Here is a 15,916-nt window from a genome sequence, read left to right as displayed (position 1 = left end):
GGCTTCTGTAACAATTGTCACCAAGATTTTGCAGTGAGGAGCCGAACTTTGCTTAAAATTCAGGTGGGGCATGACTTATTTTCAACTGGTTGATTTCCAGGCGGAGGTTGTCTTCGCAGCCTTTTCCTTTTTATGCGTCTACCTGATCAGAAGATACCGCATACCAGCCATACCTGAGTATTTTGCAATAACGGATAGCGTGTCGCACTACTTTTCTGTTCACACACTGTTCATTTTTATCCATCTTCAAAAATAAACTTCAAGTACCCCATGTTCTTTCAACACATTTTTGATAAAACGCTGGCCCAATCCAGCTATATAGTCGGCTGCCAGAAGACAGGCGAATCCATAGTGATCGATCCCAAGCGCGATGTAGACACCTACCTCGAGATAGCCCGTCAGAACGGGCTCCGTATCACCCATATCGCCGAGACACACATCCACGCTGACTTCCTGTCGGGATCGAGGGAGCTGGCAGCACTCACAGAGGCCACCCTATACCTCTCGGACGAAGGAGGACCCGACTGGCAGTATTCGTTTCCGCACCACGGACTCGTGCAGGGCGATAAAATTGAGGTAGGCAACCTGACGCTGGAAGTCATTCACACGCCGGGACACACGCCGGAAAGCATCAGTTTTCTTCTGACCGACAATCCCGCTTCTTCGGTTCCGGTGATGGTATTTACCGGCGACTTCGTGTTCGTGGGCGATGTGGGACGTCCCGATTTGCTCGAAAAAGCGGCCGGTATGGCTGGTACTCAGGATGCCGGGGCAGCACAATTGTACCATTCGGTGCAAGCCTTTGCGTCCCTGCCAGCTTATATCCAGGTATGGCCGGGTCACGGGGCGGGTTCGGCGTGTGGCAAGTCACTGGGTTCCGTGCCCAGCTCAACGGTGGGCTACGAAAAAATCAGGAACTGGGCCTTTGATTACGAAGGTGACCCCGAAGGCTTCGCCAAAGAGCTGCTGTCCGATCAGCCGGAGCCGCCGAAGTACTTTGCCATGATGAAAAAACTGAACAAGGAAGAACGCCCGCTGCTCACGCAGGTACCCGTTCAAAAAAAGCTTACCGCAGAAGAGGTGAGGGAAGCCATCGCGAAGGGGGTAAAGCTAATTGACACAAGGGACAAATCGGCCTTTGCCAAAGGATTCATACCAGGCAGCATCAACATACAGGGAAATAACTCTTTTGCCACCTGGATGGGCTGGTTCATCGATTACGATGAACCATTTATGCTGGTAGCCGCTGAGGACCAAATCGAAGACCTGACTCGCAAATTAATGCGCATTGGGATGGACAATGTCTATGGGTATGTCGAAGATATACGTGTACCGGATACCGACTTACGGCAAGCCGACATCATTGACCTGGGTACTTTTAAAGACTACCGTCAGCGCGACGATGTGCAGGTTGTGGATTTACGGGGCGCCTCCGAATATAAGAGTGGTCACGTTGAGGGCGCTGAGAATATTTTCATCGGTACCCTACCCCAGAACTTCGACAAGATTAGCCGCGAGAAGACAGTAGTCGTTTATTGTCAGGGCGGCGACCGCGCCACCATCGGTTATTCGCTGCTGGTTCGGGAAGGTTTTCAAAATGTTAAAAACTATTCGGGCAGCATGAATGAGTGGGTGGATAAGGGCAATCCGGTTGCGACCGAAACGGTCGGGACAGATAGCTGATAGAACGGGCACGTGCTATCTTGTCCACTTTTAACAGACCATACTGCGGTGGATCTTTAGCAAATCCATCTCTCAAGAAGCTTTTGCTCATCAGCCGGATCACTCTATGAATTCTCTAAAGTCCGTTTTGACCTCAGGCAGGTTCTGGCTTATCGCCTGTCTGACAATGGGGCTGGCTCCATTTCGCCCGGAGCCACACATTCTGGGCAAGCTGCGCTGGGTACTTGGTGGGGCAGCGGGTATGAAACTCGTCGACTGGGGCGACTTTCTCCTGCACGGACTACCCTGGGTTGGGCTTCTTGGCTATGGTATCTGGTATCTAAAGCGTAATAAAAAAGCATGAATCAATCAGAGGAGAGTGGGAAGGTCCACCGGGTTGTTTTCCATTTGTCTATCAGCGATGCGCCTTCACAGAAGGCGCTTATCGGCAACATCACAAACCTACTGGAAGTATGGCCCCAAACCGAAATAGAGGTAGTTTTTCATGGACCCGGCATCGCGATGGTTGTACTCGGGAGCGCGGCACACACTGAGCAATTGAGGGTACTTGTGGAAGAGAATGCTATACGACTGGTAGTCTGTGAAAACATAATGCGGGGCAAGCAACTAACTACGGCGGATTTGCTGCCTTTTGTCGAAACGGTCCCTGTTGCCATTGCTGAATTAATCCAAAAGCAGGAACAAGGTTGGGCTTATATTAAAGTTGGCATATAACCTGGCATTCTCGGTGGAAAGTTGTTTTCAATCCTTCCACCGCCGAAGGAGCAGGCATTCATGGCTGGGAACTACTGCATGTGACATTTGTCACGGAATCCGGGCTGGACACGCTCTAATTTTGGAGCATGAACACTCAGCTGGCTATTGTAAAGGTATTGGCCGTACTTTTTATCGGGTACGCCCGCCCGACTTGGGCCGATGTCCTGGTACCTGTTTCGAATACACCTCAGAGCTTTACACACCAGCAGCCGGATTCTTTGTCTGGGTTGGGTAATTTTCTTCGTCGTGGCCAACTTTCCGCACACGGGCGGCTATTCTGGTTGAGTACGGATAACCGTCAGAACCTGAGCGATTATCATGCGATGGGAATCGGAACCGGCCTGGGCTACCAGACTGCCCGAATCGGCGGGCGAATCGAACTGGGTGGCAGTATCTTTTTCAGTTCAAACCTTTTTTCATCTGATCTCGCGGTCCGCGACCCGAAAACCGGTCAGGGAAATCGCTACGAAGTCGGTTTATTCGATATAGAAAACCCCGCCAGTCGGGGGGTGTTCACCCGCCTTGAAAAATTGTACGCGACGTATCATTTTGGCCCCAGGGCCCATGTTACCCTTGGCCGGCAACTACCCCATTCTCCTTTCATCAATCCGCAGGATGGCCGTTTGTCTCCCACCTTTGTGGAGGGGGTAATTGCAGAATGGAGAGACTCGTCCAATACCCAGATTCAGGCTGAATTTCTGACCAGGATAGCTCCCCGATCCACGATGGGCTGGTACGGAGTGGGCAAAAGCATCGGGCTCTATCCGGAGGGAGTCGATGCGGCGGGCAAGCCTGCCCAATACGCCGGTAATGTACAGTCGGACTATGTCATTCAACTGGGGATCAAAAAGAAGGTGGGCATGGTCTCGTTTCAACTTTGGGATACCCATGTCCAGAACGTTTTTAACATGCTGTACACACGAGCCGACCTGGTCTGGCCTTCCGCAAAAAAACGACAATGGAAAGCGGGTTTCCAATTGGCCCGGCAATGGGTCGTCGGAGACGGTGGCAACAGCCAGCCGGACAAAGCGTACAATCCGGCTTCGAGGCGTTCACTTGTCATGTCGGGGCAGCTTGGTTATCAGACGCCTTACTGGGCCCTGTACGCGAATGCCACACGAATTACGGCCGAAGGTCGGTTTCTTTTTCCCCGCGAATGGGGCCGGGAGCCATTCTACACTTTCCTGATGCGGGAGCGAAACGAAGGTTCCGGTGACGTGACAGCCCTAAGTTCAAACCTGTTCTTTACTCCCAATTCTCGATTAAAATTTGAAGTCAGCCACGGGTACTATCGGCTGCCCGATGTGAAGAACTACGCCCTGAACAAGTACGGTCTACCCGCCTACCGACAAACGAATCTGGGACTTACGTATCGATTTAACGGTTCGCTGAGTAAATTTGACACGCAGGTGTATTGGATAATCAAAACGGCCGTCGGTAGTTCCTACGGCAACGACCGATATGTGCTCAACAAAGTGGGCATGAACCAGCTTAACATTGTTCTTAACTATAAAATATAATCGAAGATGAAAATGCTAAAAGTACTGATGATCCTGGCCGCGATGATAACTACCTCCGTCGCTTTTGCCCAAAAATCGCCAATGGCACCGGGTGATTTTCATGGTGCCGTGGCGGATAAGAAATCATACAAAGTGGTGTACCAGCTTAACAGCGATGACGAAAAGGTCATCAAGGGGACACTCAAAAACATCGCCAATGCGCTGGACGATCCGCGCCTGAAGGGAAAGCTGGAAGTAGAACTCGTGGCGCATGGCGGTGGGGTAACGGTGTTCAAAAAAAATCAGCCCTACGAAGCCCAACTGAAAGCCTTGCAAGACCGGGGCGTGATTCTGGCCGAGTGCGAAAACACAATGCGGGAACGGAAAATCGAAAGAAGTGAACTGTTCGACTTCATCTCCTATGTACCAAGCGGCAATGGGGAGATTATTATCCGGCAACAGCAGGGTTGGGCGGTCATACACCCCTGACCGTGGGACTACCTGCCCGAAAGCTGGCATCCGGCGCTGACTATAAGCGCCGGATGCCAATGGTACTTTACTTCATCAACGATACTGCTTTGTCCACTTGCCCTGCAAAATTGGTAAGGGTTTCGCTTACGCGCATAATGCCGGCTTCGGCTTCTGTCCAATTGCTCTGCTCGATAGCCTCGCGAATCATGGGGAGCGTCTTCACACCATACCCCGTATAGAAGCCCGGGGCATAAATCTGGTGCCGGAACCAGTCACGCCGCGGCAGGCCTTCGGGATGGGTGAGGTAGCGCTCCGATTTGTAAAGGATCTCATTCAGCTTTTTCAAATCGCCCGTTGAAAGCTTCTCAGCTCCGTTGCTTGCCCGTGCGTAGTCATTGGCACTTTTTTCCAAAGTGGCCAGGGCATTGTCGAGCGGGGCAAAGTTGAGATAGGGCACGGTACTTTTGGGCTCCGGCTGAGTGAAGGGTTCCTTCGGATCAGCGGCGAGCTGAAAACGGTTTTCGGCCAACAGTTTATTGTGGTCGTCAGCTTGCATACGCAGGGTTTCGACGCTTTGTTTGATTTCAGTAGCGTACTGCTGCACGGTGTTCGCAAAGTTCTGAAATTCGAATGGCAGTACCGTGGCGTCGGCCAGGCGGAGCACGCAGCGGCCCATCACCTCGGCCAGAGCGATACCGTAAGAGAAATCGGTGTCCTTGAAACGGGTGTAATGGTCGTAAGAATCATAAATGGAGTGGTACTCTCCTCCCCCATCTTCCCCGCCAAAGCCCAGGTTCATGGAGGCAATGCCCAGATGCTGGATGAAGGGCGTGTAGTCGGAGCCGGATCCCAATGCACCGATGCGCAGGTCGCTGCGGCTGCGGGCCTCCTGCTTCGCTTTTGGGCTACCGTCCACAAGTACCTTGGCGCGCAAGCGGTCGGCCACGCTTACGTTACGTTGCGGGTCGGTGACATCGCGGGCTACCTGATTGAGAAATTTTTCGAGCGTGTGCGAGCCGCCCGCATACAGGAAGCCACGGCCGTTGGAGTCCGAGTTGAGGTAGGCCACGGCTTTATCTTCCAATTCCTTTTGCCGCTCTTCTACCCATTCCGTCGAGCCAAGCAGCCCCGGTTCCTCCGCATCCCAGAGGGCATAAACGATCGTTCTTTTGGGTTTCCAACCCGATTTCATCAACTCGCCTAAAGCTCGGGCCTCTTCCAGTACGGCCACCGCTCCGCTCAGGGGATCGTTGGCGCCGTACACCCAGCCGTCGTGGTGGTTGCCGCGAATCACCCACTCATCAGGATATTCACTGCCCTGCAAAGTGGCAATTACGTTATAGGCGGGTTGCACATCCCAGTTGAATTCCAGCTTCAGATGTACCTTCGCGGGCCCGGGGCCCACATGGTAGGTAATGGGCAATGCCCCACGCCACGAAGCCGGAGCCACTTCGCCCCCCAGCGCTTTGAGCAACGGCAGGGCATCGCCGTAGGAAATGGGCAGCACCGGAATTTTCATGATGGTAGGCGCGTCCTTATGGTCGAGCCGTTTGGCATCCTTAGTGGCCCCGTAGCCAGGGGTGAGCGGATCACCGGGATAAAGCGGCATATCCAGCACGGAACCGCGCTGCGCCCCGTTTTCGTTTTTATAGGCGCCTTTGGGATAAACATCCCCCTGAAAAAATCCGTCTTCCTTAGGGTCTGAGTAGATGATGCAGCCAATGGCTCCGTTTTCGGCGGCCACTTTCGGCTTGATGCCGCGCCACGAATTACCATATTTGGCCAAGACGATTTTCCCTTTCACATCAATACCCATTTTTTCCAGAGCCTCGTAGTCCTCGGGAATGCCATAGTTGACGAATACCAATTCGGCGGTCACGTCGCCATCGGCCGAGAAGGCGTGGTAGGTGGGTAGTTGCTCTTTGGTTTGGCCGGAAGTGGCGTCTTCTTTCAGGCCGGGCTCAACCAGTGACGCCTTGAATCTGGTGGGTTCGACCAGCTCTACGATCCGCGTTTTCGGCGTAGGGAACAACACATAAGAAATGTCGATACGGGCGTCGAACCCATACGATTTAAATAACCCAAGGGCGTATTCGGCCACTTCCTTGCCGAAGGGCGAGCCGACATGGTGGGGATGGGCGCTCATGCGCTTCATGTGGGCACGAAGGTTCTCTGCTTTGAGTTGTTGGTCGAACTTCGTTTCAAGGGCCACTTCTTTCTGGGTACCCGCCGCATCAAAGCCCAGGATACTTTGTGAAAAGGCTGGATTCAGTGCACAAAACACAGTTCCGGAAAACAATAGAATCTTTGGTAGATGGTGACGCATAGGTTTGATTAGGTCAATAAAGAAGGTTTTTGGTAAAACAAAGCTTAATTTACTACCAAAAATTAAAAAGAAAAGAAAGAACCCATTTTGGGTTATACCCCAGTCTGTTTCGCAGAATGACGATTACTGGTGAACTTTACTGATTCGTAAGCCATTATCTTCGTTTGCCGTTCATGAGCATTCAATATATTCTTGAAATTGCAGGTACCTGCGCCTTTGCCATATCGGGTGCGCTGGCCGTAAAGGACAAAGACAATCCCGACTGGTTTTCTGCCAGTTTCACGGCATTCGTGTCTTCCATAGGTGGGGGTACGGTACGTGACCTCCTGCTGGGTAGCTACCCTCTCGTCTGGATCAGTGACATCACCATTTTGTACGCCATCATGGTTGGAATCGTCCTGACCTTTATCTTTTATAAAAAACTCATTCGCCTCCGCAGGACCCTTTTTCTCTTCGATACTTTCGGTATTGCGCTCTTCACAATAGTAGGTACGGAGAAAGCCCTTTCGCTGGGTGTCCGCCCCGAAATCGCGGCCATCATGGGTGTTTTTTCAGCGGTCATGGGCGGGGTGATCCGGGATACGATGACTAACGAAATCCCCATTGTTTACCAAAAAGAAGTATACGCTACGGCTTGCCTGGCCGGGGCGGTATCGTACCTGGTGCTCGACTACGTGGGCACTGAGCGCAATACCGCTTTTATTCTCGCGGCGGCGGTCATTATCCTGCTGCGCATTTTGGCGGTTCGCCTGAAGTGGCGGGTACCTACTTTTTTCAGATAGACCCGCGAGTTGGCTTTTTCTGTTTTTTTGTCGAATTTACCTATCGAAATGCAGGAACCGGTCCACCACCGACCCTGCCTTCAAAACAGATCGACATGAAAATCAACGCCTCCACTTTCCAACCTCGATCAGCCCGTATAACCCTTCCTGCCTTCTGGCTGAGCGTGGCTATTCTGGCCACTGGCCAGGATGCCCTTTTCGCTTTTCTCAAAGACACCTCTTTTTATTGGAGTGAAAGCCTGCTGTACAAAATCTACTGGCTGCTGTTTATTCCACTGACTGTTTTCATTAGCCTGGTCGCCAGGCGGTTTCCGGTCAAACACCTGCTTCTCCGGAACCTATTGATCCACGCGCTCCTGGCCATTCTGACAAGTCTGTTTCAAATACTACTCTTTTCGGCATTGATCGCGATTTTGAGTGAGGTTATATTGGGATACCCCTTCTACTTCCAGGGAGTACTCCGCAAATCCCTTTCCGAGGATTTTTTTACCGGGATACTGATGTACAGCCTGCTGATACTGCTTGCCAACCGTTTTACGGAAAAGCGAATCAACCGGCTTCCATCCGCGGGGGTAGTTTCCGGGGCCGATAAAAATGGGAAAACTACCCATTTAAGCATCTTTTTAGTCAAAGACGGAGCCAGAACCTTGCGCCTGGCCACTGAAAAGATCGACTGGATCGGCTCGGAGGATTCCTACACGGTGCTGCATTCGGCAGAAGGCAAATGGCTGTATCCCGAAAGTCTGACCAAACTGACGGAACAGTTGGACCTGGAGAAGTTTCTCCGCATCCACCGCTCCTGCATCGTGAATATTCACCGGGTAAAGAAAGTCACTTCCCGGCTCACGGGCGACTACGATGTGCAGCTGGATGATGGAACAGTTCTGCGCATGAGCCGCCATTACGCCCGGAAAGCCAAAGGCGTGCTGATCTGATTCGCGACTGAGGGGGGAAAGTCCGCGACTCGGCAAAAAAAACTACATCAGCAAGCTGTGTGCCCTTATTTTTGGAAAGTTCGTTTTTTCAAAAATAACCATCACTGCAACGCCATGGATAAGCTATTTCTCATTTCAGCCTTCCTGTTTTCACTGATTTCCTGCCAGAGCCAAAGCCAGCGAAAGCCCGCCGGCACAAGTACCCAACTACCCGCGCCCCCCGTCGGAGGTGGGTGCGATGGCTGCGAAATTATGTACATCGACATGCCCGACGAAATCAATGCTACCGATACGAGCGTCGGCTGGACCGGTGCCCGTACCAAACTTGCGCTGACGGGAACGGTATATAAAAACGATGGCCGCACTCCCGCGCCGAATGTCATCGTCTATTACTGGCAAACCGATGAGCGGGGATTTTATTCAAACAATGGAGAACTACAGGGAGACGCCGCCCGGCATGGGTCGCGGCGAGGCTGGCTGAAAACCGGTGCCGACGGCAGCTATGCGCTCTACACCAACCAACCTGCCCCCTACCCCAATCGCGACATTCCGGCCCACATTCATTTGTCTGTTAAAGAGCCCGGCATCGCCGATGAGTACTATGTGGATGAACTGGTTTTCGACGATGATCCGCTGCTTACCACGGCCAGGCGGAAAGCCCTCGAGAACCGGGGCGGCAGCGGCGTGCTGCGCCCCCGCAAAGAAGGCAACGCCCTGCTGGCCGAACACGACATCATTTTGGGTTTGCATATTCCCAACTACCCCGAAAGCCAAACAGACAAGACTAACACGGGCCTTTCAATCGGTGAGGAAAGCCCATCCTTCACTCCTTACCACGCCTGGGGGGCCGATCGCGGATCAAAAGCATGCCCGGTCTGTAAATACGGACGAAACTACGGCATTTTGTATTTTGTCAGGAAAACCGAATCACCAAAATACATCAAAAAGTGGCTGACTTTTTTGGAAAAGCTTAGCCGCGAGAAAGGCGATCAGTTGAAGGTGTACATGGTTATGGATGCGGGCGATGAGCGCGAATCTACCATTCGACTACTTGAAGGGTTGGGGCGTGAGCTGGATATTCGGCGGCTGGCCCTGACGGTGGTTCCGAACTTTGAGGACAAGGTTAGCGAAGTGCACCTCAACCAAATAGATCTGGCGGCCGCCAACACATTCGTGGTGTATAATGCTCGGGTGATCGTTGACAAGTACGAGAATTTAGAGCCAGGGGCGGCGAATTTCGCGAAGTTGACCAGGAAGGTCCGTTGACTGCAGGATGATCGATTCAGTTAAAAAGAAATACGTTCAGATTTCGATTTTCCGTCATGTTCAGTTGTCCGTCATTTCGCAATTCCAATGACAAAGCGTCGGCATCAGCACCGATGACCGTGACCACGTGGCCGTCGCGAATTACAACCTCGTCGCCAGAGTTAGGCACACGACCGCAGCTCCATGTGCTGGCCACGTGCCAGTCGCCCGACTGGACGCTTTCGCAGGCACTCGGCAGGCCGAACTCGGCGGTGACACTGCGGTCAGATTCCAGGTTCAATGTAAGTACCGAGTCCGTCCCGATCACCGTTCCTGCTTCTGTCCAGTACCTGAACGTTTCCCCGGGGTTGGCCCTGGCAATGAGGGTGACCGGAACATCCCGGAAATATATCCCATTCCAGGGATACGGTGTTGCGCTGACTCCTTCGGTGGAGGGCAAAATTTCGATACTGTTTATTTTGACGTACCCGGCTTCTTCCGATGAGACATTCACGGTCAGACTTTGCTCGCCACTCAGGCCAAACCTATTCCGAATGTGACTGCGGGCATAAGGAGGGCGCTGCTCCACAAAGTCGGTCATTATCTGAATGTTTTCTTCCCAGTCTGTCATGTTTTCAGGGCGTTCCCAGCGGCTAATCTGTTCAGGCATTGCCGGCAGGATTTTTTGCCTGGCTTCATTTATGAATCCTGTCAGTCGCGAGGGCAGGAAAGTCGTGTTGAGCAAGTCGGCATACCGACTGATGAATTGCTCGCTGAAATCCTGGTTTTCCAATAGCCTCCGCAGGACAAACGTCCGGGCCGGACTCGGATACCCATTCGGATCATTGTTGGTGGCGAAGGCCAGTCCATCATGAGCCGGGGAATTGGTCATCCCATAGTCAGTGTCGTACATCATCCAGCGCCATCGTCCGTCATGCCCGTATGGGGCATTGGGCTGGTAAGCGTCCACTTTCTTCCGCCAGCAACGGATGTTGTTCTCAACCCAGTCGGTATTGCTGACGTAGACTTCTGCGATAATATAGTCGATATAGTTCTCGATATCCATTCTCGACTTGACTGTTTCGTAGTCCTGCCCCTGCACGCCATTCTGCAAAGTGGAGATTAGTTGATTGTAGGCCGTGATATCCCCTTCGTTCACTTCGTAATTATTTTCGATCAGATCCACACTATCTAGAGGCACTTGGTACCTATTATACAGGTAAAAGCGATCATACCTTTCCCGCAGATTATGAATCCCCCAGTACTCCCCATTGAGCAGAAGTACCGAGGGGCGGTATCCTTGTGTGTCGAAGCGCAGGTGCTTGACCGCCGTCTGATACATGCCGTCCCTGAACATGGTACTACCCCAATCGTTCCCGGAAGCACGAAGAATCAGCCTTTTGTGAAATTCATTCGACTGCCCCGGAAAAAAAGGCTGGTCGAAGTAGGAATCACTATACAGCCGGAGACTTTTCTGGGGGTTACCACGTGTGTATCCGCCATGTATCCTCAAATCGATGGCCTGGTTTATGACCACATCCTGGTTTGCAGAATCAAGAAATTCGATATTGGCCCGGCTTTCCCATTCGCTTCCCGACAGCATAAAGTTGCCGGGATACCCCCCTGCTCCATAAGCATTTGTCGTACTGTTCCCTGCCCGCCAGCCATCAAAGGTCACCCCGGCGGTATAGATTCCCTCTTCGTAGTCGAAAAGGCCTTTCGGTGGGACAGCTATGGATATAACCGGCAAAGAATAACGGCTACTGCCAGAAGGTGTTACCACATAGGTCTTCGTAATGGTTTTGCTGGGCAGGTATCCCGGCCTTGCCACCATTGAGCGAACAATGGTAGCTTTGAACAAGGAAGAATCCGGTAGATAGGTAGGGTTGTGGTCGTAGGATGATGCATGCAATGACAGCTTGTTGGGTTGGCTCGTGTTATCGCTGATTGCCAGGGGCGAGCTGTAGGTCAAAGTCTCGAAACTACTGTTGAGTAATGGTCCGCTGGGCTGGCCGGGTACTTGTTCGTAACTGTTTTTATATTGAAAACTCGCTCCGCCTGCATCATCGGGATCGGGTTCGGAGCCATCCAGGGTATAATAAATGGTGGCTCCCGGCTCGGATGTGCTCAGGGACAGATCAAAATCGCTCCCATAAAATCCCGCATCCATTGAAAACTCAGGTTCATCCAGTATTCCGTCATAGGCAGCTGCCCCGGTATTGTCAGCCCCCGGACTGGCAGGCGTCAGAAAAAACCATCCACCCGTAGCGTTTGGCTGACGCCCCCAGGATATGTCAGGTCGCTGGGGATCGAAACTGACTTCATCTACCGCAGTGCTCCCATTGGGCTCGTAAAGCCCCACAAATTCCCCATCGGCCGACAAGCTAAATCCCAGGTGTGTGCTTCCCCGTGAGGTTTCGCCACTGGCCCATAGAATAAGGTACCTGTTGGGTCCGATGCTTACGCCCGAAGGCAGTTGATGTTTGGTACGATTGTTGGGCTTGTCGGTTATGTAATATCCAGAAAGATCTATGGTGTTATCTGACGGGTTGTAGAGTTCGATCCAGTCACTATAATCCCCCGCGTCATCGGCAATGGTAGCGTCATTGCTGGCCATCAGCTCATTGATGACCACTGACTGCCCAACGCATGGCCCAAAAAACAGAAACAGATTAACCAAGGAGAAATAGAAGATTTTCATACCAGTCGAAGTGGAGTTGAGTTTAAATTGGTCATAAACCCGCAAAAATCACTCCAAAATTCAGAGGCCATTCCAGGATGCCGGATCGGGTCAATAGGGCATGTCATTTGAGGCAAACACCACCCCTGCCGTTTGATTACTGCCGGGTTGGTCGTAAATTACCGCCTTTTACCGCGAATCAGTTAATCGACGCTGGCAGTGTCTCTACCAAATTCCGGAGAAAGTACCCGCAGCCTGGTACTTTTCTTCCTCCACAATTTTTTCATTAGCATCGGCACCATACTGATTTATGTATGCGCCACGGTGCTATTGCTGCAAAACAACCCTGATCTTTCCCTGCCACTGGGCTATTTTCTGGCGGCGGCAGGCTGTATGCTGGCGGGGAAAGCATACGAACATTTTGAGCACCGCCTTTCGCTCAAAAAGCTCATCCGGAGCGTCATGCTCGTCATCGTAGGGCTGGTGATTCTGCTTTCAGTGGGATTGTATTTTCTCGATCCCTTCGTGGAGGCTGTGGTGTTGCTGATCGGATACCGGGCGATCTACCTCCTGTCGGGATTGGAGTTTTGGGGATTGTCGGCCCTGGTGTTCGACGTGCGGCAGAGCAAGCGCATCTTCGGCATTATTGGCTCGGGCGACCTACCCGCCAAGGCCATCGGCGCCCTGCTGGCGGTACTGATTCACTCGGCTTACTCACTTTACATTTTGCTTTGGGTGGCCTGTGCCGCCTTTTTGCTGGCTTATCTGGTACAGACGCTGACCTTCCGTTCCACCGTGATTCCCGATCATCATGCGGTGAAGCGCCGGACGTTCAACGCGAGCCATCCGCGACTTATTGATCGCCTCTTTGGGGGGAGCTGGTTGGTGTACTACCTGTGCCTGGGAATGGTGTTCGTATCAGCGGCGGCGATTTTTATCGAGTATAGTTTTTTCGTAAATGTCAAGCATAAGTACCACGACCAGGACGACGTCATGAGTTATCTGGGCTACCTGCTGACCATCGCTTTCGGCACGGCCACCGTAATCAAGCTCTTGCTTTCCAGTCGGATAATAGAACGCTTCGGACTACGAACAGTACTGATTCTACTTCCTGTCCTGACAGCCGCCGCTTCTATTGGGCTTTATCTGTTTTCGTTTCTTGACACCAGCGAAGTCGTGCTGCTCAATATGTTCAGCGGGCTGTATATTTTCTTTGAAATCACGCGCAAAACTACCTACGACCCGGTCTTTTTGGTCCTGTTCCAGCCGCTTTTCCTGCACCAGCGTCTGAAAGCTCACACCCTGGCCAAAGGGATTTATGAACCCCTGGGCATGGGAATTGCGGGGGTAGTTACCCTGATCGCTTACCTCAACCACGTGCATCTGGCGGCGGGTTCGTTTTTGTTCATTACAGCCCTTGCCCTGGGAGCTTTGTATTTTTTGGTAAAAGCACACGGACACTACCTTCTGGAACTCAAAAACGCCCTCAGCAAACGTTTCTTCAAGGATGACGATCTTTTGTTTCAGGAAAACGCGGAAGCGCTCATTTTGGAAAAACTCGGCAGCAGCACGCCTAGCGACGTACTTTTTTCGCTGAACTGGCTGGCCTCTCACCGTCCCGATTTATTGGCAGCACAGTTCGATTCCCTGCTCCACCACCCCTCCGAAAATGTTCGTCGCCAAACACTGCTTACGATTGCCGATTCAGGCGAAAATTACGACCCGGTAGCCCTCTACCAACTGGCGCAGCGCGACGAGTCTGCGGCCAACCGTAAGCTGTGCGGCATGATCGCCTGCCAGCAAAACGATCTGGCCGAAAGCCAGGTATTGGCTTTCCTGAACTCAGACGACCTGAGTACCGTGGAAGGAAGTATCATCGGCTGTAAAAGGTCGGGCCGTTTTGTCTCTCTTACTGATGCTACGCTACGTTTTCTGACCGAATCGGAATACGAAGAAGACCAATTGGCTGCCCTTGATTGTATTCAGGAGCTGGGAGAAAAAGGTTACGAGCCCTTTGTCTACCAATCATTGAACAGCCGCTCATTCGCCGTAACTGAAAATGCCATCGCAGTAGTAGCCAGGCAACCGGATCCGGAAACCTGCGCAAAACTGCTGCAACTCACCCACAACCGCACCTACGACAAGCAGGCCATCATGGGCCTGCTGCAGGCTGGCGAACCCGGGGACGCCGGTATACGGCAAACCATCGCAGAAGGCAAACCGCACCTGATCCATTTTATTGCCACCGGCTGCGAGCGCTTCCGCACACCTCGCACCTTGCGGATACTCATCGAATTGCTGGCCAGCAATCGGTTGCGGACACGTACGGCTGCCCTGCGGTCACTCAGTCGGATCGATCCGCCAGGCAAAGACCTCGACCGACTTCCTGACTACTTACAGCAGGAATTCGATCACCTCTACCACTTGGTGGGTGGACTAAATGAAAATAGTAATGAATCCCTGAATAATAGCCTCGATTTTGAGGTCGATGAAAGCATCCGGCGTATCTTCTATCTGTTCATGCTTACCCACGACGCCCGCATGGTGGAAAACGCCATGCTCAATATCGAACACAGCTCGCGCGAGAAGCGGGCTAACGCTATCGAGATTCTGGACAATATCATCCCCCGTAACGAGTATCTGGCCCTTCATGCTCTGCTTGACGAAACCACGCCGGAAAATACGCTGACCATTTTTGAAAAAACGGTTTGCCGCCAGCAGCAGCCGGGTTCCATCGTAAAGTACGTGCTGGCAAATGGCACCGCGAAGTTTAGCGAATGGAGCGTGGTGCAGGCCATCAACGCCACGCCGGGCGGTTTTGACCCAGCTATATTGCTCAGGTATATAGGTCACGCCGATCCGCTGGTGCAGGAAGCGGCTATTCTCAAATCCACGGAACTCAATCTGTTTAATCCCCAGGAAAATATGGTCCACCATGAAGCGAACGTCAGCGTAGTTTCACCACTTGAAAAAGTGATGGTTTTGAAAAGGTCGCCCCTTTTTGAGAATACCCCCGAAAACGTATTATCGGCAATCGTGCCGATAATCACGGAACAAACCTGCGGGTTGGGTGAAGTACTATTCGAAAAAGGAGAATTGGGAACCTGCATGTACGTGATCTACTCCGGCACAGTGGAAATCTTTGACGGCAAAACCAAACTTGCCCAGTTCGGTCCCAACGATATTTTTGGCGAGCTGGCACTGCTGGACGCTGAAACCCGTTCGGCCTCAGCGGTCATTGCTGACCCAACGCTGCTTTTCCGCATCGATCAGGATGATTTCTATGACCTGATGGAGGAGCGTTCCGAACTGCTCAAGAGCGTGTTGAGCATATTGTGCAAGCGAATCCGGATGCAAAACGATCGGTTGCGGCGCATGGAAACACTCACGGATTAAATAACCGGCGGACGGATAAAGCGATTCTCTTCTGGAAGGGCAAATCAGGGTCAGACAAAAGTATTTAAGTGGCCTGACCTGAGTTTTGAGGATGGTTTGTATCTTTGCTGCCCAAATGGGCAACCGCCCGCGACTTTTAACCA

At 52.2% G+C, this 15,916-nt stretch carries 11 protein-coding genes; 9 read left to right on the top strand and 2 right to left on the bottom strand.

Annotation, left to right across the window (positions count from 1 at the left end; all coding sequences use genetic code 11):
* The first annotated feature begins 270 nt into the window (after positions 1-270).
* The 5 genes from IE117_RS09045 (at position 271) to IE117_RS09025 (ending at position 4,427) form a co-directional block, all read left to right on the top strand.
* On the top strand, positions 271-1,683 hold the full coding sequence (locus IE117_RS09045) for an MBL fold metallo-hydrolase (protein WP_189563961.1): 1,413 nt from the start codon (positions 271-273) through the stop codon (positions 1,681-1,683).
* A 106-nt stretch (positions 1,684-1,789) separates the two neighbouring features.
* Entirely contained in the window at positions 1,790-2,026 is a 237-nt protein-coding gene (locus IE117_RS09040; protein WP_189563960.1) for a hypothetical protein, read from the top strand.
* On the top strand, positions 2,023-2,397 hold the full coding sequence (locus tag IE117_RS09035) for a DsrE family protein (protein ID WP_189563959.1): 375 nt from the start codon (positions 2,023-2,025) through the stop codon (positions 2,395-2,397). The genes IE117_RS09040 and IE117_RS09035 overlap by 4 nt, the downstream gene beginning before the upstream one ends.
* Before the next feature lie 128 nt (positions 2,398-2,525).
* Positions 2,526-3,959, top strand: a complete 1,434-nt coding sequence (locus IE117_RS09030) for an OprD family outer membrane porin (RefSeq protein ID WP_189563958.1) — start codon at positions 2,526-2,528, stop codon at positions 3,957-3,959.
* 6 nt (positions 3,960-3,965) lie between these two features.
* A complete protein-coding gene (locus IE117_RS09025; RefSeq protein ID WP_189563957.1) occupies positions 3,966-4,427 on the top strand; it encodes a DsrE family protein in 462 nt (153 codons plus the stop codon).
* A 67-nt stretch (positions 4,428-4,494) separates the two neighbouring features.
* Here IE117_RS09025 and IE117_RS09020 read toward each other — a convergent pair whose 3' ends face one another.
* Complete coding sequence (locus tag IE117_RS09020) at positions 4,495-6,735, bottom strand: M28 family metallopeptidase (protein ID WP_189563956.1); 2,241 nt, start codon at positions 6,733-6,735, stop codon at positions 4,495-4,497.
* Positions 6,736-6,908: 173 nt separating this feature from the next.
* Between IE117_RS09020 and IE117_RS09015 the strand changes: the two genes are divergently transcribed.
* The 3 genes from IE117_RS09015 to IE117_RS09005 all read left to right on the top strand — a co-directional run bounded on the left by IE117_RS09015 (position 6,909) and on the right by IE117_RS09005 (position 9,718).
* A complete protein-coding gene (locus IE117_RS09015) occupies positions 6,909-7,517 on the top strand; it encodes a trimeric intracellular cation channel family protein (RefSeq protein ID WP_189563955.1) in 609 nt (202 codons plus the stop codon).
* 95 nt (positions 7,518-7,612) lie between these two features.
* A complete protein-coding gene (locus IE117_RS09010; RefSeq protein ID WP_189563954.1) occupies positions 7,613-8,452 on the top strand; it encodes a LytR/AlgR family response regulator transcription factor in 840 nt (279 codons plus the stop codon).
* Between the two features lie 114 nt (positions 8,453-8,566).
* On the top strand, positions 8,567-9,718 hold the full coding sequence (locus IE117_RS09005) for a dioxygenase family protein (RefSeq protein ID WP_189563953.1): 1,152 nt from the start codon (positions 8,567-8,569) through the stop codon (positions 9,716-9,718).
* A 16-nt stretch (positions 9,719-9,734) separates the two neighbouring features.
* Here the strand turns inward: IE117_RS09005 and IE117_RS09000 are convergent, their stop codons facing one another.
* Positions 9,735-12,398 carry a CotH kinase family protein gene (locus IE117_RS09000; RefSeq protein WP_189563952.1) on the bottom strand — a complete coding sequence of 888 codons (2,664 nt, stop codon included), beginning with the start codon at positions 12,396-12,398 and terminating at the stop codon, positions 9,735-9,737.
* Positions 12,399-12,596: 198 nt separating this feature from the next.
* Here IE117_RS09000 and IE117_RS08995 point away from each other — a divergent pair, with 198 nt between their 5' ends.
* Positions 12,597-15,773 (top strand): MFS transporter, encoded by a 3,177-nt coding sequence (locus IE117_RS08995; RefSeq protein WP_189563951.1) that lies wholly within the window; start codon positions 12,597-12,599, stop codon positions 15,771-15,773.
* The last annotated feature ends 143 nt before the right edge of the window (positions 15,774-15,916 follow it).

Source organism: Persicitalea jodogahamensis (genome assembly GCF_014651615.1).
Classification (GTDB): Bacteria; Bacteroidota; Bacteroidia; order Cytophagales; family Spirosomataceae; genus Persicitalea; species Persicitalea jodogahamensis.
The sequence above is the reverse complement of the archived record's forward strand: the minus strand, read 5'-3'. Positions and strand labels throughout refer to the sequence as shown.